Here is an 18,194-nt window from a genome sequence, read left to right on the forward strand (position 1 = left end):
TTTTTATTGCAACAGCCCCATTTTTAAGCTACAAAAAAGTATCTAATAAAGACTTATATTGAAACTATATATAAATTATAGTTTTAAAGTCATAAATTAGATACTTTTTTAATTTTAAATATTATTACCCCTTAAATATTTGTGAAGAACCAAATTTTTAAAAACTTTAAATAAATATGCTGATAATCAACATTTTATACCTGCAGGAAGTAAAAGAGGTCTTGATAAATATATAGTTAAAAGTTTTGCAGATTAAAAAACTGGAGAAGTAATAAAATCATTAGAAATAAGAGAAGTAGATTTAAGTAAATTTAATAAGGAAAAAGAATTAATGGGTTATTACATATTATCAATATCAAAATTAGAATATATAGAAATGATAAATAAGTATAAATTATTAGTGAAGATAGAAAATTATAAAAAATATGTAAATTTTATGATGGAAAAACTATTAAAAGAAATAGAAAAATTAAAAAATATGAAGAAATAATTGTGATGTGGTTAGGGAAACTTCACCATATTTTTTGAAATAAAATAAAAAATGTGAAAAAACCTTGAAAAATAATCTTGTTTGTGCTATTATTATAAGGTATAAACGATTTCAAGTTTGATGAGGTACTTGTCTCATCAAGTTTTAGTGTTTAAAATTAGCTAGAAGTAGAGGTGAAATTATGGCAAAACAAGATGTTCTAGAATTAGAAGGTGTGATATTAGAAGCACTACCAAATGCAATGTTCCAAGTTGAATTAGAAAATGGGCATGTATTATTAGGACATATCTCAGGGAAAATGAGAATGAATTATATTAAAATTTTACCAGGAGATAAGGTTACAGTTGAAGTGTCACCGTATGACCTTTCTAGAGGTAGAATCGTTTATAGAAAAAAATAGTAGGAGGTTTACATGAAAGTAAAAGCATCTGTTAAACGTATCTGTGATAAATGTAAAATTATCAAAAGACACGGAAGAGTAAGAGTAATATGTGAAAATCCTAAACACAAACAAGTACAAGGTTAATATCTAAAATTTTTATATATATTGTAAAAATTGTAAAGATATGTGTAGTCGTAGGACTCAACTTTTCTAATTGTGTTTAGAAAGGCATATTGAAGAAGGTAAAAAAAATAAATTTAAGGAGGCAAAGAGTGGCTAGAATCGCAGGAGTTGACATCCCAAGAAACAAAAGAGTTGAGATTTCATTAACTTATATCTTCGGAATAGGAAGAAGTACTTCAAATGAAATACTAGAAAAAGCTGGAATCGACAAAGATACTAAAGTTAAAGACTTAACTGAAGAACAAGTTGGTAAAATTAGAACTATTGTTGAAGAGTACAAAATCGAAGGGGAATTAAGAAAAGAAATTAGACTTAATATCAAGAGATTAACTGATATTAAATGTTACAGAGGTTTAAGACACAGAATGGGATTACCAGTAAGAGGTCAAAAAACTAAAACTAATGCAAGAACTAGAAAAGGTCCAGCAAAAATGGCTGTGGCTAAGAAGAAGTAAAAATTTTAGATAGGAGGACCATATAAGTGGCTAAGAAAACAACAGTTTCAAAGAAAAAGAAATTAAAAAATATACCTAATGGTATAGCTTATATACATTCTACTTTTAACAACACAGTTGTTACTATCACAGATAGTGAAGGTAAAGTAGTTATATGGAAATCAGGAGGAACTTCTGGTTTCAAAGGAACTAAAAAAGGAACTCCATTTGCTGCGCAAATAGCTGCAGAACAAGCTGCACAAGTAGCAATTGAAAATGGAATGAAAAAAATAGAAATTAAAATAAAAGGGCCTGGATCAGGAAGAGAAGCTTCAATAAGATCAATCCAAGCTACAGACTTAGAGGTAACTAGAATAGTTGATATTACTCCAGTACCTCACAACGGTGCTAGACCGCCTAAGAAAAAATTATAATTAACTTAGTGAAGGAGGAAAAAATCAAATGGCAAGAGATAGACAGCCTATTTTAAAGAAATGTAGAACTCTTGGATTAGATCCAAGCATTTTAGGAGTAAATAAAAAATCAAAAAGAAATATAAGACCAAATGCAAGTAAAAAATTAACTGAGTATGGTACACAATTAAGAGAAAAACAAAAAGCAAGATTTGTATATGGAGTAATGGAAAAACAATTCTATAAATTATACGAAGAAGCTACAAGAAAAGAAGGGGTAACAGGGGAATTACTATTACAATACCTTGAAAGAAGATTAGATAACGTAGTATACAGATTAGGATTTGGATCTACAAGAAGACAAGCTAGACAAATAGTAAGTCACGGACACATATTAATTAACGGTAAAAGAGTAGATATTGCATCTTACAGAGTAAAACAAGGAGATGTAATAACTCTTAAAGAAGGATCTTCTGAACTTTCAGTAATTAAAGAATCAGTTGGACAAAAATCTGTTCCAGGTTGGTTATCATTAGAAGAATCAACATTAACTGCTAAAGTTTTAGAAAACCCTACAAGAGATGCAATTGATTTCGAAATCAATGAAGCTATGATAATTGAGTTCTATTCAAGATAATAATTAGATTATTAATAGCACATATTCTAAAATACAAGGGAGTTGATTTATCTTGTTAAATATTGAAAAGATAGCAAAAAACATTAAGCTAACTGAAGAAAAAATAGACCAATACAGTGCGAAATATATATTAGAACCTCTTTACAGAGGATATGGGAATACAGTAGGAAATGCATTAAGAAGAATTTTACTTTCTTCAATTCCTGGTTCTGCTATAAAAGGTGTAAGAATTGAAGGAGTTTTAAATGAATTTTCAACAATTCCTGGTGTAAAAGAAGCTGTAACAGATATAATCTTAAATATTAAAGAGATAGTAGTTGAACTTGATGAACCTATTGAAAGAAGAATGAAATTATCTGTTAAAGGACCTAAAGTTGTAACAGCTGGAGATATAGCTCCTGAACTAGGAATTACAATTATTAATCCCGATCAAGTTATTGCGACAGTAACAACTGAAAGAGATTTAAATATGGAGTTCATAGTTGGTTCTGGAGAAGGATTTGTTGTTTCTGATGAGATAAACAAAGATGGTTGGGAAACTGACTTTTTAGCTGTTGATGCTATATACACACCTATTAGAAAAGTAAGCTACACAGTAGAAGATACTATGGTAGGACGTGTAACAAATTATGATAAATTAACATTAAGCATAACAACTGATGGAAGTTTTGAAATTCGTGAAGCTTTATCATATGCTGTTGAATTACTAAATATATATACAAAACCATTCTCTGATATAGGAAGTGCAATGGCTAAGTATAGAAATGATGAGGAAGAATTAGTTGAAACAGTTGAAGTAGAAGTTCCAAGTGCAATTGAAGAAATAAGAATTGAAGAGTTAGCTCTTACAGTTCGTTCATATAATTGCTTAAAGAAGGTTAACATAAATACTGTAGGAGATTTATTGAAACTAACTAAGGAAGACCTTAAAAAAGTTAAAAATTTAGGAAATAAATCAGTTAAAGAAATCATAGAGAAGATGAAAGAATACGGCTATGATATGTTTTCATCAGAAGAATAAATTGAAAGCCAAGCAAGGATAGGAGGATTAATTTAGAATGAATCACAGAAAATCATATAGAAAATTAGGAAGAAGAAGTGATCACAGATTAGCTATGATGAAGAATATGACTATATCTTTAATCAAAGCTGAACAAATAGAAACTACTGTAACTCGTGCTAAAGAGTTAAGAAAGTTTGTTGAAAGAATGATTACTTTAGGTAAAAAATATAACTTAGCTAAAGATGATGCGGCAAAAGCATTACATATATATAGACAAGTATTTGCTTTCTTAAGAAATGAAGAAGCAACTGCTAAAGTTTGTAAAGAAATAGCTCCAAGATACATGGAAAGAAATGGTGGTTACACAAGAATCATCAAAACTGATGTAAGAAGAGGAGATTCAGCAGAACTAGCAATTATTGAATTAGTTTAGTATGAATATTAGGGAAGTCTTAGAAGACTTCCCTTTTTTAAAATTTTATGGTATAATTACAATAAGAGAGGTGTAACTATGAAACTAATTATACAAAGAGTCAATAAAGCTAGATTAATATTTGAAGATAAAACAAGCACAGGTATTAATAAAGGTTTATTAGTATATTTAGGTATTCATAAAAATGACACACTTAAAGATATAGAGATTTGTATTAAAAAATTAGTTGGTTTAAGAATATTTGAAAATTCTGAAGGAAAAATAGATTATACGGTTCGTGATCTTAATTATGAAATAATGATAGTCAGTAATTTTTCAATATACGGTAGTATTAAAAAAGGAAGAAGACCTTCTTTTGATAATAGTGCTAAAGCCATTGTTGCAAAAGAAATGTATGATAAATTTCTTCTAGAGCTTGATAAAGAAGAAATAAAATATGTTTCTGGTAGATTTCAAACATATATGTTAATTGAATCTATAAATGATGGTCCAATGAATTTGATTTTTGATACAAGAGAAGGAGAATGATATGTTTAAGAAGTTAATGCTATTAACACTAGCTCTTTTAACAACAAATTCATTTGCTATAAATTTAAAAAAATCTGATGCTAAAACGCAAAAAGAATTAGTTTTGAAGGATGAAAATTCAATTATATTTGACTCTGAGTATATACATGATCAATCATATATTAATAGTAAAATTAATGAAATTGAAGAATCAGTTATGAGTATGACGGGTGTGTATAATAACTTAGATAATATAATATTAAAAAATAAGCTATTTGCAGCTTTTAACAATTGGGCTGGGACAAAATATAGACTTGGTGGAACAGGACGTAGTGGAATTGATTGTTCAGCACTAACACGTGAAGTGTTTAGAGAAGTTTTTGGTTATGAATTACCTAGAGTTAGTGTAGATCAAGTTAAAAAAGGTAGAAAAATTGAAAGAAGTGAGTTGAAACCAGGAGATTTATTGTATTTCACACCTGAGAATAGAATAAATCACGTGGCTGTATATATTGGTAACTCATTATTTATCAATGCATCTTCATCACAAGGAGTAGTACTTTCTAGTTTAAATAATACTTACTGGAACAAATACTATAAATATGGTGTTAGAGTAGATGCAGCAAGAGAAGCAAGATAGTAATTTGAAATATATTTTGTAATATTGGTTTCTAATTTTAGAGGCCAATATTTTTTTAACTTTAATTATTTTAATCTATACATAGTTTTAATATTTTTAGTTATACTCTTTTTATACTATAAGTTAAATATATATAATTAAATCAAATGTGGATATAGATTTAATGTAGCAACATCTTATGGAACATATGCAGGACATCATTCATTTGCTTTAGGACTTGGATATCAATTTGATAAAAATGATAGAGTAAATGATACTGAACGTAATAAGATATCAGAATTTGAAAATATGGTTAAAGTATTACAAGAAAAAGAAGCTAAACATATTAGTAAAGAAGCAGAAATTCAAGAGTTGATAAATAGATTATTACAAAGAATTGAAAATCTTGAAAATAAAAAATAAAGTTGTGGGGAAACCCACAATTTTATTTGACAATAAAATTTTTCAAGATATAATTGTAGTGAAATAGAAAATATCTTTTTGGAGGTAACTGTATGAGAGTATATGCAAGTGATAGTATTAGAAATGTGGGTATATTGGGACATAGTGGGTCAGGTAAATCAAACATGTTAGAATCAATTGAATTTACAACAGGCCTTATTTCAAGAATTTCTTCTCCTAATGAAGAATTTAAAATGTCAAATATTACAACATTATCAGCTATCGAATATCAATCGATGAAATATAATTTTTTAGATATGCCGGGATATTCTGATTTTTATGGTGAGCTTGAATCAGGTCTTGCAGCAATAGCAAGTGCGATAATAGTTATAGATGGAACTTCTGATTTAACAGTTGGTACAGAAATAGCATTAGAATTAACAGAAGAAAGAAAAATACCTAAGTTCATATTTGTAAATAAAATAGATTCAGATAAGGCAGATTATAATAAAATACTTATGCAGTTAAGAGAAAAATACGGAAAGAAAATAGCTCCTTTCCATCTTCCATGGGGTAGTGGTGAAGATTTTAAAGGTCATATAAATGTAGTAGATCTTTATGCAAGAAAATATAATGGTAAAGAATGTGAAACAGTTCAAATGCCTGATGAATATTTAGATAAAGTAAATGAAGTACGTGAAATGTTATTTGAATCAGTAGCAGAAACTGAAGAAGAACTAATGAATAAATTCTTTGATGGTGTAGAATTTACTAATGAAGAAATACATAGAGGATTAAGAAAAGGAGTACTAGATGGAACTCTTATACCTGTAATTTGTGGTTCAACTTATAAAAATATAGGGTTACATACAACTTTAGATATGATAAGAGAATATATGCCAGCACCTATAGATAATAAGAAAAATATAAATATTTCTGAATTCATAGGACAAGTATTTAAAACAGTTATAGATCCATTTGTAGGTAAAATATCATATGTTAAAGTTCTTTCTGGAGAAATAAAAGTAGATTCAGAAATATATAATATAAATAAAAGCGAATATGAAAAAGTTAATAAAATATACACTATAGTTCATGGTAATATGGTAGAATTACAAAAAGCAACTATGGGAGATATAGTTGTTTTAACTAAATTAAATTCATTACAAAATTCAGATACATTAGCAAAGAATGAAAAAATAGAAAAATTAGAAGAAATTAGATTCCCTAAAGAACAAATGATGATAGCAATACAAGCTAAGAATAAATCTGATGAAGATAAGATATCTACTGCATTACATAAAATAAAAGAAGAAGATTCATCTCTTTATTGGAGAAGGGTTATTGAAACAGGTCAAACTGTACTAGGTGTACAAGGTGAAATACATGCAAGTAGTATAATAGAAAAATTAAAAGATAGATATTCTGTTGAGGTTATAACTGAAGAGTTAAAAGTGCCATATAAAGAAACTATTAAAGGTAATTCAGATGTTCAAGGTAAGCATAAAAAACAATCTGGAGGTCATGGACAATATGGTGATGTTAAGATAAGATTTAGTTATTCTCCAGATAAAGAATTTGTATTTGAAGAAGAAATAGTTGGAGGGGTAGTTCCTAAAGGTTATATACCTGCAGTTGAAAAAGGACTACTAGAATCAATGAAAGAAGGGGTTCTTGCAAAATATCCTGTAACAAATATTAAAGCAGTTCTTTATGATGGTTCTTATCATGATGTAGATTCATCAGAAATGGCATTTAAACTTGCTGCCAACTTAGCATTTAAAAAAGGTATGCTAGAAGCTAAACCTGTTCTTCTTGAGCCAATTATGGAGCTTAGAATAGTAGTTCCAGAAGAAAATGTTGGAGATATAATGGGAGATATTACTAAGAAACGTGGTAAAATACTAGGAATGTCAGCTATAAATTCTGATAAACAAGAAATAATAGCAGAAGCACCTATGGCAGAAACATTTAAATATTCAAATGATTTAAAATCTATGACTCAAGGAAGAGGATACTTTGAAATGAAAGTAGTTAAATATGAAGAAGTACCAGCAGAAATTGCTAAAAAAGTTATAGAAAAAGTACAAAAATAGATATAAAAAGTAAGATTGTTTTATAAAAAAAGGATAGTAAGATCAGAATTTAATCTGAAAATACTATCCTTTTTAACTTTATCTATTTTGGTATAACTAGTTTTTTACCTTCTTTTTTCCATTCACGAAATTCAGTTGCTATAGTAAATAGAACATCTGATGATGAATTTAATGCAGTTTCACAAGAATCTTGTATGATACCGATTATAAATCCAACACCTACAACTTGCATTGCTATATCATTTGATATTCCAAATAAGCTACAAGCTACTGGAATTAAAAGTAATGAGCCTCCAGTAACACCAGAAGCACCACAAGCAGAAATTGTTGCAAGTATACTTAATATGAATGCTGTTAAGAAATCAACATGTATTCCTAATGTATGTACTGCAGCTAGAGTTAAAACAGATATTGTTATTGAAGCTCCAGCCATGTTTATAGTTGCTCCTAATGGTATAGATACTGAATATATATCTTTATTTAATCCAAATTTTTTACATATTTCCATATTTATAGGTATATTAGCAGCAGAACTTCTTGTAAAGAATGCTGTTATTCCACTTTCTTTTAAACATTTAAATACTAACGGATAAGGGTTTTCATAAATCATGAAGAAAATTATTAATGGATTTATTACAAGAGCTACAACTAACATAGATCCAACTAAAATTAGTAATAATAAGAAATAGTCTTTAAATATATCAAGTCCACTTTCTGAAACAGAAGTAAATACTAAACTCATTATACCTATAGGAGCTAGTTGTATAATCCAACGAAGAACTAAAGATGTTGCTTCTGATAAAGTTTCAAGTAAGTCTTTTATATGATTATTTGAATTTTTAAGAGCAACTCCAAATATTATAGCCCAAGTTAGTATACCTATATAGTTAGCTGTAACTAAAGCATTTACAGGATTATCAACCATTTTTAATAAAATAGTTTGAATAACATTATTAACATCTCCTAGAGAAGATACTCCAGAGCTAACATCGTTTAATTTTAATGTTATTGGGAATATGAATGAAGCGACAGTACCTGTAATAGCAGCAGCAAGTGTACCAAAAATATATAATATAATTATATTTTTCATATTTTTAGAATTACTGGATCTATTTTTTGATAAAGCGCTAATAACAAGGAAGAATACTAGAATAGGAGCTATAGCTTTTAAAGCTCCAACAAATAGATTTCCTATTATGCTTATAAAAGTAAATTTAGGAACAAATAATGCAAGTATTACACCTACTATCATTCCTATAAATATTTTGTGTATCAGACCTAAATTATTCCATATATTTAAAATTTTATTCATAAAACCTCCTAAATTATAGGGACTGGAGGGTAATTATTTTAGACATTCTTTCTAAAATATCAGATATTAAACCATCTGCAATAGATCTACTTATACTACCTACTCCAAATCTTTCTCTTCTTATTATGCTACTTAGCATTGCACGGAGTGCAAACATATTTGCGTTTTCTACATAGTCTTTAAAAGAATTTATTCCTAACAATTTTATATTCTTTTGACAGTTATTATCGATAAATGTTTTACTATGTATAAACTTAATTAAATCATTGGTTTCCACACCATAATCTGTATAGAATTCTTTTGTTTTTCTGTTGTTGGTTGCAATCCATTTGACTATTTCTTTTTTATCAAAGAATTCTTTGTGTTCCATAATTTTTTTAAATTCTTCAAAGTGGGTTTCACGTAATTTATTTATGAAAGGATGATAGTAATCTTCAAGATAGTTTAATTCTTCTAGATATTTAAATATATTTTCTATATTTACATCTTCATAACTGTATTTCAAATATTTAGCTATAAATTCTTTATTACATCCTTGTCTTTTTAAATAAATACCCATATTTATATATTTTTCTAACGTGGTCAGATCTTTGTCCTTGTATATTAAGTTACCACAAAGAGTTGTAAAATATATAATGTCTTCGGTATTATTGTATAATAAAGAAATATGGCTTAATACTGGAAATTCTACTTTATTATCTTTAATATATTCTAAAATCAATTCTGATGTTATTTTTGGATTATCATATCCCTTAATTAATATATCTATCATTTAAACCTACTTTCTTTTAATTTCATAACCTAATTCTTTTAACATTTTTTCATTTTTTCTCCAATTTTTTGATACTTTAACCCAAAGTTTAAGAGTAATCTTTAAATCGGTCAATTTTTCTATTTCACGTCTTGCTTCAATACCTATTTGTTTTAATAAAGAACCGTTATTTCCAATTATTATTCCTTTTTGGCTATTTCTTTCAACATAAATATTTATATCATATTTTCTTTTGTCTTCTTTAGATTCTATATTAATTATTTCAACAGCAATACTATGAGGTATTTCATCACGTGTTTTTAATAGTATTTTTTCTCTAATAGTTTCTATTACTATTTTATTTACAGAAAGATCTGTATAATAATCTTCTGGATAAAACCATAGATCATTTGAAAGATAGTTACTACAAACTTCAAATATTTTATGAACGCCTATACCGTATTCAGCAGATATGGTAATTATTCCTTCAACTTCTCCTAATTTTTCTTTTATTTCAACTTCTTTATTTTCTAAATCTTCATTACTCATTTTATCTATTTTATTTAAAACAATGTATGTAGGTGTTTTAGAATTTTTAATATTTTCACTTACAAACATATCACCAGTTCCTATTTCTTTAGTACCGTCTAGAATAAATAAGATTAAGTCACATTCGTTAAGAGTTTCTATGGCAAGGTTTGTCATATGTTCTCCAAGTAAATGTTTAGGTTTATGTATACCTGGTGTATCTATAAATATATATTGATTTTCTCCTTTGTTTGCAATTCCTCTAATTTGATCACGGGTAGTTCCAGCTTTATCAGAAACTATTGCAACTTTTTCTTCTATAAGTTTATTTATTAAAGTTGATTTTCCAACGTTAGGTCTCCCAACTATAGCTATAAATCCAGATTTCATTCTATTCCCCTTAATTTTAAATTTTACTTAGTTTAAATTATACATATTTTTTCTATAAATGTAAAATAGAAAATATTTATGTATACATATATATAATATATGTTAATAAAAAAGAAGCTGCTAAAAAGCAACTTCTATATTTATAAGCTATTAATGTTTGTGTCCACAACAACAGCTACATTCTTCTTTATCAGCTATAGCAGCAACTCCTGGTAATACTTTACCTTCTAAGTATTCAAGTGAAGCTCCTCCACCAGTTGAAATATGTGAGAATTTATCAGCATATCCAAGTTGGATAGCAGCTGCAGCAGAATCTCCTCCACCTATAACAGTTACAGCATCTGAAAGTTTAGCGATAGCTTCACAAACTCCTATAGTTCCTTTAGCATAGTTACTCATTTCAAATACTCCCATAGGTCCGTTCCATACTACAGTTTTAGCACCTTGTAATTCTTTTGCAAATAATTCTACAGATGCTGCCCCTATATCAAGACCCATTTCATCATCTTTAACATCATCAACAGATACAGTTTTGAATTCAACATCATTTGAGAATTCTTTAGCAACTATAGTATCTACTGGTAAGATTAATTTATCTCCTGCTTTACTTAATATGCTTTTTGCAAGTTCTAATTTATCTTCTTCAAGTAATGATTTACCTGTATTTTTACCTAAAGCTTTTAGGAAAGTGAACATCATTCCACCACCTATAATAACTTTATCTGCTTTATCTAATAAGTTTTCTATAACACCGATTTTATCACTAACTTTAGCTCCTCCTAAAATAGCAACAAATGGTCTCTTAGGATCATCAACAGCACCACCGATGAATTTTAATTCTTTTTCAACTAAGAATCCAACAGCACTTTCTTTAATATTAGAAGCTATACCAACATTTGAAGCATGAGCTCTATGAGCTGTACCAAATGCATCGTTTACATAAACTTCTCCAAGAGATGCCCAGTATCTTCCTAATTCTGGATCATTTTTAGATTCTTTTTTACCTTCAGGGCTTAAATCTTCAAATCTAGTGTTTTCAAACATTAAGATTTCACCATTTTTTAATTCATTAACTGCATTTTCAAGTTCTGCTCCTCTAGTTGCTGCAACAAATTTAACTGGTTTTCCTAATAATTCTTCTAATCTTTTTGCAACAGGTGCTAAAGTTTTAGAAACTTTATCTTCTTCAGTTTTAACTTTACCTAAGTGAGAGAAAGCTATTACTTTTCCACCGTTTTCTAAAATGTAATTTAAAGTAGGTAATGCAGCTTTAATTCTGTTGTCATCTTTAATAACACCTTCTTTTATAGGTACATTGAAATCAACACGAACTAATACTTTTTTACCATTTACATCTAAATCTTTTAATGTTTTCTTTGCCATGATAATTCTCCTTAATTTTAATATCTTTTGATAATTTCATCACTAAAATTATACCACTAAGCTACTAAATTTTCAAGTTATTTTATCAACTTAAGATTGACAAAAATTAGAAAAAGATATAATATTTTAATGAGGGAGGAATATTTATGTCTAGAATAGATTTTAATTATCATCATGATAAACATTTTAAAAATCAATATAGATCAAAGAATACTCTGATTATTTCTATAGTTCTTACATGTTTTTTTGCGTTTTTAGAATTTTTTGGTGGAGTTTTTAGTAATTCCTTATCACTTATATCAGATTCATTTCATATGTTTTCTGATGTTATAGCTTTGGTTATAAGTATGGTGGCTATATTTTATGCAAGTAAGAAACCAACAAATAAATTTACTTATGGTTATTTAAGAATGGAAATTATATCTTCATTTTTAAATGGTCTAGCATTAGCTTTGATTTCATTTTATATAATTTATGAATCTTTTGATAGATTTTTAAATCCAAGAGCTATAGACTTTAAAACTATGATAACTATAGCTATTGTAGGGCTTATAGTAAATATAGTATTAACATTAGTTCTTCATCATAGTTTAGAAGAAGAGGAAAATCTTAATGTTCAAAGTGCTATGTGGCATTTTATAGGAGATCTTGTTAATTCAATAGGAGTAATAATAGCAGCTATACTTATTAAAATTACAGGTATAGTATTATTTGATATTGTTATAAGTATAATAATAAGTTTAGTAATATTCTTGGGAGCTATAAAAATAATGAAAACTTCTATATATATATTAATGGAAGCAGTTCCAGATAATTTAGATGTTGATGAGTTACGTAAAGAGATATTGAAGGTGGATAATAATATAGAAGATATTCATGAATTTCATTTGTGGTCTATTTCAGAAGGAATGTATAGTTTATCTTTTCATGTAATATTAAAGAAATATGAAGGAGTAAATGATTATATATTGGTTGATAATATAACTAAGATGTTAAAAGAAAAATATGATATAGGTCATGTTACCATACAGATAGAAAATGTAGAAATAAATAAACATGAATAAAAAGAGCCAAAAAAACATATACCTCCAAACTTTCTAGTAATTTTAAATTTTACTGTTTAGTTTTTGGGTATATGTTCTAAACGGCTCTTTTTATTTAATAAAATAATTTTAATAGTATTGTATGTATAATAGGAGCAAGTCCTACAGTAAATAATCCTGTAACTATTATAGCAAGTCCAGACATAGAACCTTGAATTTCTCCCATCTCAAGTGCTTTACTAGTTCCTACAGCATGTGATGTAGCACCTAAAGATATTCCTTGAGCTATAGGATGATGTATTTTGAATATTTTAAATATCATTTCTCCAAATATAGCTCCAATATTTCCACATATTATTACCATAACAACTGTTATAGCTTGTATACCTTGAATTTGTTCTGATACTCCAACTGCTATAGCTGTTGTTACAGATTTTGGTAAAACCGAAGCTAATATTTCTTGATTTATATCAAGTAAAGCCATAGAAAGTCCAAGTAATGCAGTTAGTATAAAAGTTGAAAAACCTATACTAAATAATATTTCTTTATAGTGTTTTTTTAATAAATCAAAGTTCTTGTAAAGTGGTATTGCAAGAGCTACAGTTGCTGGTATTATTAATCTATTGAAAATTTCAGCACCTATGTAGTAATTATCATATGGTATTTTAAATATTTCCAAGAATGCTATAATAAATATCATAGAAACAACTAAAGGATTAAATATTGAAATATTAATCTTTTTACAAAATTTTCTAGATAGAATAAATATAATTAGAGTTAAAAACATCCCAAATAGAGGATCTTTAGTTAATTCAATTAAATTCATTTTTTATCACCTCTGTGTATTAAATGTTGTGTTAATTTACCAACAAATATTAATGAGATTATAGTAGATACAAAACAAATTATTGCAAGTATAAACCAAATATCACGTATCTTTGAAAAGTTAGTTATAATAGCAACCCCAGCTGGAATAAATAATATAGCTAAATTATCCGTTAAAAATTTTGAAGTTGTTTCAACTCCATCAAGTTTTACAATTTTAAATTGTAAAGCTAAAAAGAATAATATTAAACCAACAACACTTCCTGGAACTGGAATACCAGTTAATTTAGTTATACTTTGACCTAAAAATGAAAATCCCATAATGTATGTTAGTTCTAAAATAATATCCATTGTGTACCTTCTTTCTTATTTATAATTTTTCTAATAAGTAATTTATAGACTTTATAAACTCAAGTTTAGTAAAAGGTTTAGATATTAAACTTCTTGCACCTGCATTTAGAGCTAATTTTTGATAATAAGGTATGAACAACATAGAAGAGCAAATTAATACATTTGCATTTTTATCTTTTTCCATAATTCTTTCTGTTGCTTTTAATCCATTTAGTACAGGCATATTAATATCCATGATAACGATTACAGGGTTATATTTTTCATATTGCATAATTCCTTCAAGACCGTTACATGCTTCATATACAGTAAACTTATATTCTTCTAAAATTTCTCTAATATTCTTTCTTATGTATGAGTTATCATCCACAACAAGTGCAATTTTATTCATATTTAAACCTCCAAGTTAAATATCTCAACTATTTTCTTTGCTTCTCCGTCGTTATCGTTAGTGTCTATCATTTCAAGTTCTGGAGCTTTTTCTTTTAATAAATATATAGCATTACCCATAACAAATCCACGTCCTACTTCTTTTAACATTTCATAGTCGTTTAATGAATCACCAAATGCTATAGCTTCTTCAAGTTTTATGCCATCTCTTTCTAAAACAAGTTTAGCAGCTTTTGCTTTATCTGAATCAGTAGAGAAAATTTCAAGGCAATTTTCTCCTACAAAGACCATATGTAAATTCTTGTTTGTTATCTCTTTTTGTAGTTTTTCTCTTAGTTTTAATAAACCTTTATGTTCACCTATAAAATGCATTTTATTAAATGTTTTACTTCTAAATTCTTCTTCAGATACTGTTGTTGGGAAATATGGTTTATCAGGTCTGTGAGTTCTGTAATATATTTCAGCAGCTCTATCAACAACAAGCCATATATTTCTGAAGTAACCATTTATTAATAGATCTTCACCACATGACTTATAATCTATTGAAGCTATTTCTTTTACAGTTTCTAAATCAAGAGTAGAATTGTGTATTTCATTTCCATCTTCATCTAGTATTCTTGTTCCATTAACAGTTATTAAAGGTATTTTAACTCCTATAGATTCAGCTATTTCTTGAGTACTTGCTTGTAATCTTCCTGTTGCTATATAAAACTTGTATCCATTTTTTACTAATTTTCTTATTACTTTTTTTGTGTATTCACTTACTACATGTTCATCATTTAGTAAAGTTCCATCTAAGTCAGTAACTACTGCTTTATACATAATTTCCCCTTTCAATCATAATATCTTAAATTATATCTCAATATCACAAAAAAATCAAATATGTGGTATAATAATATATATAGAAATATTGAGATTAAAAATGAGGTGAACTATGAAAATAGAAGAATATTCTATTAATAAAAATGAACAAAATATGAAATTGGAAGATAAGATAGAGCTTCCTACAGTCTACACTGTTAAAATTTTAGACGATAGTTTTTTAAGACTTAAAATGGAAAGAATATTTGAAGAATTAAATCAAAAAGAACTTGCAAAATTTGCTTTAAGTAATGCTAAAAGATTTTTAGACTATTTTGATGATGAACTTAAAGATGACAAAAGAATACTAGAGGCAGAAGAAATGTTTAATAAATACTTGAAAGATGAAATTAGTTCTATAGATATGAGAAAAGCATCACTAGTTGCTAATAAACTTGATAAAGAATCTAAAACTGAAATAGGTAAACATGCTGCACGTAGTTTTGCACAAGCTATAGGTTCAACACATATGAGGGCTAATGCTATAGCTTCAACAGATAATATGATAAGGGTTATAAACCTTATTCATGAAAATGATATAGAGGCTGCAACCAATGAAAGAAAAAAACAACTAGAACTTTTAAATGAAATGACAAAATAAATTCCACATTGTAAAACTACAAACCTTTTTAAAGAGCTAGATGCATTGTAAAAACTAAGCAAATGAGTATTTAAACAAAAAAAAGATGTTAAAATAGTAACTATGTTGACAATAATTGATTTTGGAATTAAACTAGTATTGTAAGTAGACATAAATCACGGAGGTTTATAATGAAAAATTTAGAAAAAAAAGATTTTTTAGAAATGTTTAAACAAATGCAAGAAATAAGATTATTTGATCTTAAGGTTGCTCAACTTGTTAAAAAAGGAAAAGTACCAGGAATGACTCACTTTTCTGTAGGGGAAGAAGCTGCAAGTGTTGGGGCTATGTATGCTTTAAATCCAGATGACTATATAACATCTAACCACAGAGGTCATGGACAAGCTATAGCAAAAGGAATAGACTTAAATGCTATGATGGCTGAAATATTAGGTAAATATACAGGTATATGTAAAGGTAAAGGTGGATCAATGCATATAGCTGATGTTGATAGTGGTAACTTAGGAGCTAACGGTATAGTTGGTGGAGGACATGGTATGTCAGTTGGAGCTGCTCTTACTCAAAAAATGAAAAATACAGGTAAAATAGTTGTATGTTTCTTTGGAGATGGAGCAACTAATGAAGGAAGTTTCCATGAAGCAATGAATATGGCTTCAATTTGGAAATTACCAGTAATATTTTATTGTATAAATAATGGATACGGAATAAGTGCTAATATTTCAAAAATGGTAAATGTAAAACATATACATGAAAGAGCAGTAGCTTATGGTGTTCCAGGAATGTTTATTGAAGATGGAAATAATGTATTAGATGTATATAACAAATTTACTGAAGCAGTTAAATATGTAAGAGAAGGAAATGGTCCTGTACTTATAGAAAGTATTACATATAGATGGCTTGGACACTCTTCTTCAGATCCAGGAAGATATAGAACTCGTGAAGAAGTTGATGAATGGAAACAAAAAGATCCAATAGAAAATTTAAGAAAATATTTATTGGAAAATTCTATAGCTAAAGAACAAGAATTATTAGATATAGAAGCTAGTGTTAAACAAGCAATAGAAGAAGCAGTGGTATTTGCTGAAAACAGTCCATTACCACCACTTGAAACAGCATTTGAAGATATATATGCAGACTAATTAAGAAAGGGCTTAAAAATAAATATGGAAACAAAATTAATGTCATTTAGAGATACAATAATTTTAGCTATGTCAGAGGAAATGAGAAGAGATCCTGATGTAATATTAATGGGGGAAGATGTTGGAGTATTTGGTGGAGACTTTGGTACTTCAGTAGGTATGATAGAAGAATTTGGACCTGAAAGAGTAAGAGACTGTCCTATATCAGAATCAGCTATATCAGGAGCAGCAGCAGGAGCAGCTATGACAGGATTAAGACCTATAGTTGATATGACTTTCATGGATTTCGTTGTTATAGCAATGGATAATATAGTTAACCAAGCTGCAAAAACTAGATATATGTTTGGTGGAAAAGGAAAAGTTCCTATGACTATTAGATGTGCTGCAGGAAATGGAGTAGGATCAGCAGCTCAACATTCACAATCACTTGAAAGCTGGTTTACACATATTCCAGGATTAAAAGTTGTAGCTCCAGGAACTCCAAGAGATATGAAAGGATTATTAAAAGCTTCAATTAGAGATAACAATCCAGTAATAATATTAGAATACAAATCAGAATTTAACCAAAAAGGAGAAGTTCCGGTAGATCCTGAATTTGTTATTCCTTTAGGAGTTGGAGAAATTAAAAAAGAAGGAACTGATGTAACTGTAGTAACTTATGGAAAAATGTTAACAAGAGTTATGAAAGCAGCAGATGAATTAGAAAAAGAAGGTATTTCAGTAGAAGTTGTAGATCCTAGAACATTAATACCTTTAGATAAAGAAATTATATTAAATTCTGTTAAGAAAACAGGAAAAGTTGTACTTGTAAATGATGCACATAAAACAAGTGGATTTATAGGTGAAATTTCAGCAATAATTTCTGAATCAGATGCATTTGATTACTTAGATGCACCTATAAGAAGGGTTGCAGGAGAAGATGTTCCTATGCCTTATGCACAAAATTTAGAATTTGCTATGGTGCCAACAGTAGAAACAATTAAAGATGCAATACGTAAAACAGTAAATAAACAGTAGAGGTGGA

Annotated in this window: 23 protein-coding genes; 15 read left to right on the forward strand and 8 right to left on the reverse strand. The window is 28.0% G+C overall.

What is annotated here, in order from left to right; genetic code table 11:
- Window positions 1-331 precede the first annotated feature (331 nt).
- From AYC59_RS07755 to AYC59_RS04575, 11 genes are all read left to right on the forward strand, one after another.
- The gene (locus tag AYC59_RS07755; RefSeq protein WP_156445481.1) at window positions 332-490 is read left to right on the forward strand and encodes a hypothetical protein; all 159 of its coding nucleotides are present in this window, start codon (window positions 332-334) and stop codon (window positions 488-490) included.
- Window positions 491-671: 181 nt separating this feature from the next.
- Window positions 672-890, forward strand: coding sequence for a translation initiation factor IF-1 (gene infA, locus AYC59_RS04530; RefSeq protein ID WP_066895655.1), 219 nt, complete (start codon window positions 672-674; stop codon window positions 888-890).
- 12 nt (window positions 891-902) lie between these two features.
- Window positions 903-1,016, forward strand: coding sequence for a 50S ribosomal protein L36 (gene rpmJ, locus AYC59_RS04535; RefSeq protein ID WP_066895657.1), 114 nt, complete (start codon window positions 903-905; stop codon window positions 1,014-1,016).
- Between the two features lie 128 nt (window positions 1,017-1,144).
- Window positions 1,145-1,510 carry a 30S ribosomal protein S13 gene (gene rpsM / locus AYC59_RS04540; RefSeq protein WP_066895659.1) on the forward strand — a complete coding sequence of 122 codons (366 nt, stop codon included), beginning with the start codon at window positions 1,145-1,147 and terminating at the stop codon, window positions 1,508-1,510.
- Between the two features lie 26 nt (window positions 1,511-1,536).
- Window positions 1,537-1,923, forward strand: a complete 387-nt coding sequence (gene rpsK, locus AYC59_RS04545; protein ID WP_066895660.1) for a 30S ribosomal protein S11 — start codon at window positions 1,537-1,539, stop codon at window positions 1,921-1,923.
- Between the two features lie 28 nt (window positions 1,924-1,951).
- On the forward strand, window positions 1,952-2,539 hold the full coding sequence (gene rpsD, locus AYC59_RS04550) for a 30S ribosomal protein S4 (protein ID WP_066895661.1): 588 nt from the start codon (window positions 1,952-1,954) through the stop codon (window positions 2,537-2,539).
- Between the two features lie 52 nt (window positions 2,540-2,591).
- Window positions 2,592-3,560, forward strand: a complete 969-nt coding sequence (locus tag AYC59_RS04555; protein WP_066895663.1) for a DNA-directed RNA polymerase subunit alpha — start codon at window positions 2,592-2,594, stop codon at window positions 3,558-3,560.
- 37 nt (window positions 3,561-3,597) lie between these two features.
- The gene (gene rplQ, locus AYC59_RS04560) at window positions 3,598-3,975 is read left to right on the forward strand and encodes a 50S ribosomal protein L17 (protein ID WP_066895664.1); all 378 of its coding nucleotides are present in this window, start codon (window positions 3,598-3,600) and stop codon (window positions 3,973-3,975) included.
- Window positions 3,976-4,053: 78 nt separating this feature from the next.
- Window positions 4,054-4,503 (forward strand): D-aminoacyl-tRNA deacylase, encoded by a 450-nt coding sequence (gene dtd / locus AYC59_RS04565; RefSeq protein WP_066895665.1) that lies wholly within the window; start codon window positions 4,054-4,056, stop codon window positions 4,501-4,503.
- 1 nt (window position 4,504) lies between these two features.
- A complete protein-coding gene (locus tag AYC59_RS04570; protein WP_066895668.1) occupies window positions 4,505-5,122 on the forward strand; it encodes a C40 family peptidase in 618 nt (205 codons plus the stop codon).
- A 494-nt stretch (window positions 5,123-5,616) separates the two neighbouring features.
- Window positions 5,617-7,599 (forward strand): elongation factor G, encoded by a 1,983-nt coding sequence (locus AYC59_RS04575; protein WP_066895670.1) that lies wholly within the window; start codon window positions 5,617-5,619, stop codon window positions 7,597-7,599.
- An 82-nt stretch (window positions 7,600-7,681) separates the two neighbouring features.
- On the opposite strand, the gene sstT is transcribed toward AYC59_RS04575, so the two are convergent.
- The 4 genes from sstT to AYC59_RS04595 all read right to left on the reverse strand — a co-directional run bounded on the left by sstT (window position 7,682) and on the right by AYC59_RS04595 (window position 11,963).
- The gene (sstT, locus tag AYC59_RS04580) at window positions 7,682-8,911 is read right to left on the reverse strand and encodes a serine/threonine transporter SstT (protein WP_066895676.1); all 1,230 of its coding nucleotides are present in this window, start codon (window positions 8,909-8,911) and stop codon (window positions 7,682-7,684) included.
- 13 nt (window positions 8,912-8,924) lie between these two features.
- Window positions 8,925-9,683 (reverse strand): DUF6508 domain-containing protein, encoded by a 759-nt coding sequence (locus tag AYC59_RS04585; RefSeq protein WP_066895678.1) that lies wholly within the window; start codon window positions 9,681-9,683, stop codon window positions 8,925-8,927.
- 6 nt (window positions 9,684-9,689) lie between these two features.
- Complete coding sequence (gene era, locus AYC59_RS04590; protein ID WP_066895679.1) at window positions 9,690-10,580, reverse strand: GTPase Era; 891 nt, start codon at window positions 10,578-10,580, stop codon at window positions 9,690-9,692.
- A 150-nt stretch (window positions 10,581-10,730) separates the two neighbouring features.
- Window positions 10,731-11,963, reverse strand: a complete 1,233-nt coding sequence (locus tag AYC59_RS04595) for a phosphoglycerate kinase (RefSeq protein WP_066895681.1) — start codon at window positions 11,961-11,963, stop codon at window positions 10,731-10,733.
- 146 nt (window positions 11,964-12,109) lie between these two features.
- Here AYC59_RS04595 and AYC59_RS04600 point away from each other — a divergent pair, with 146 nt between their 5' ends.
- A complete protein-coding gene (locus tag AYC59_RS04600; RefSeq protein ID WP_066895682.1) occupies window positions 12,110-13,027 on the forward strand; it encodes a cation diffusion facilitator family transporter in 918 nt (305 codons plus the stop codon).
- Between the two features lie 94 nt (window positions 13,028-13,121).
- On the opposite strand, the gene AYC59_RS04605 is transcribed toward AYC59_RS04600, so the two are convergent.
- The 4 genes from AYC59_RS04605 to AYC59_RS04620 are packed head-to-tail and all read right to left on the reverse strand — an operon-like array spanning window position 13,122 to window position 15,391.
- Window positions 13,122-13,832 (reverse strand): LrgB family protein, encoded by a 711-nt coding sequence (locus AYC59_RS04605; RefSeq protein WP_066895684.1) that lies wholly within the window; start codon window positions 13,830-13,832, stop codon window positions 13,122-13,124.
- Window positions 13,829-14,182, reverse strand: coding sequence for a CidA/LrgA family protein (locus AYC59_RS04610; protein WP_066895686.1), 354 nt, complete (start codon window positions 14,180-14,182; stop codon window positions 13,829-13,831). Before AYC59_RS04610 ends, AYC59_RS04605 begins: the two co-directional genes overlap by 4 nt.
- Before the next feature lie 19 nt (window positions 14,183-14,201).
- Complete coding sequence (locus AYC59_RS04615) at window positions 14,202-14,570, reverse strand: response regulator (protein WP_066895689.1); 369 nt, start codon at window positions 14,568-14,570, stop codon at window positions 14,202-14,204.
- 2 nt (window positions 14,571-14,572) lie between these two features.
- Window positions 14,573-15,391: a Cof-type HAD-IIB family hydrolase gene (locus tag AYC59_RS04620; RefSeq protein WP_066895691.1), complete on the reverse strand. Its 819-nt coding sequence runs from the start codon at window positions 15,389-15,391 to the stop codon at window positions 14,573-14,575.
- 112 nt (window positions 15,392-15,503) lie between these two features.
- Here AYC59_RS04620 and AYC59_RS04625 point away from each other — a divergent pair, with 112 nt between their 5' ends.
- The 3 genes from AYC59_RS04625 to AYC59_RS04635 all read left to right on the forward strand — a co-directional run bounded on the left by AYC59_RS04625 (window position 15,504) and on the right by AYC59_RS04635 (window position 18,187).
- Window positions 15,504-16,031 carry a putative immunity protein gene (locus AYC59_RS04625; protein ID WP_066895692.1) on the forward strand — a complete coding sequence of 176 codons (528 nt, stop codon included), beginning with the start codon at window positions 15,504-15,506 and terminating at the stop codon, window positions 16,029-16,031.
- 170 nt (window positions 16,032-16,201) lie between these two features.
- Window positions 16,202-17,170: a thiamine pyrophosphate-dependent dehydrogenase E1 component subunit alpha gene (locus AYC59_RS04630; RefSeq protein ID WP_066895693.1), complete on the forward strand. Its 969-nt coding sequence runs from the start codon at window positions 16,202-16,204 to the stop codon at window positions 17,168-17,170.
- A gap of 24 nt (window positions 17,171-17,194) precedes the next feature.
- A complete protein-coding gene (locus AYC59_RS04635; RefSeq protein WP_066895694.1) occupies window positions 17,195-18,187 on the forward strand; it encodes an alpha-ketoacid dehydrogenase subunit beta in 993 nt (330 codons plus the stop codon).
- The last annotated feature ends 7 nt before the right edge of the window (window positions 18,188-18,194 follow it).

Origin of the sequence: Pseudostreptobacillus hongkongensis (assembly GCF_001559795.1) — a bacterium.
GTDB classification, from domain to species: Bacteria; Fusobacteriota; Fusobacteriia; order Fusobacteriales; family Leptotrichiaceae; genus Pseudostreptobacillus; species Pseudostreptobacillus hongkongensis.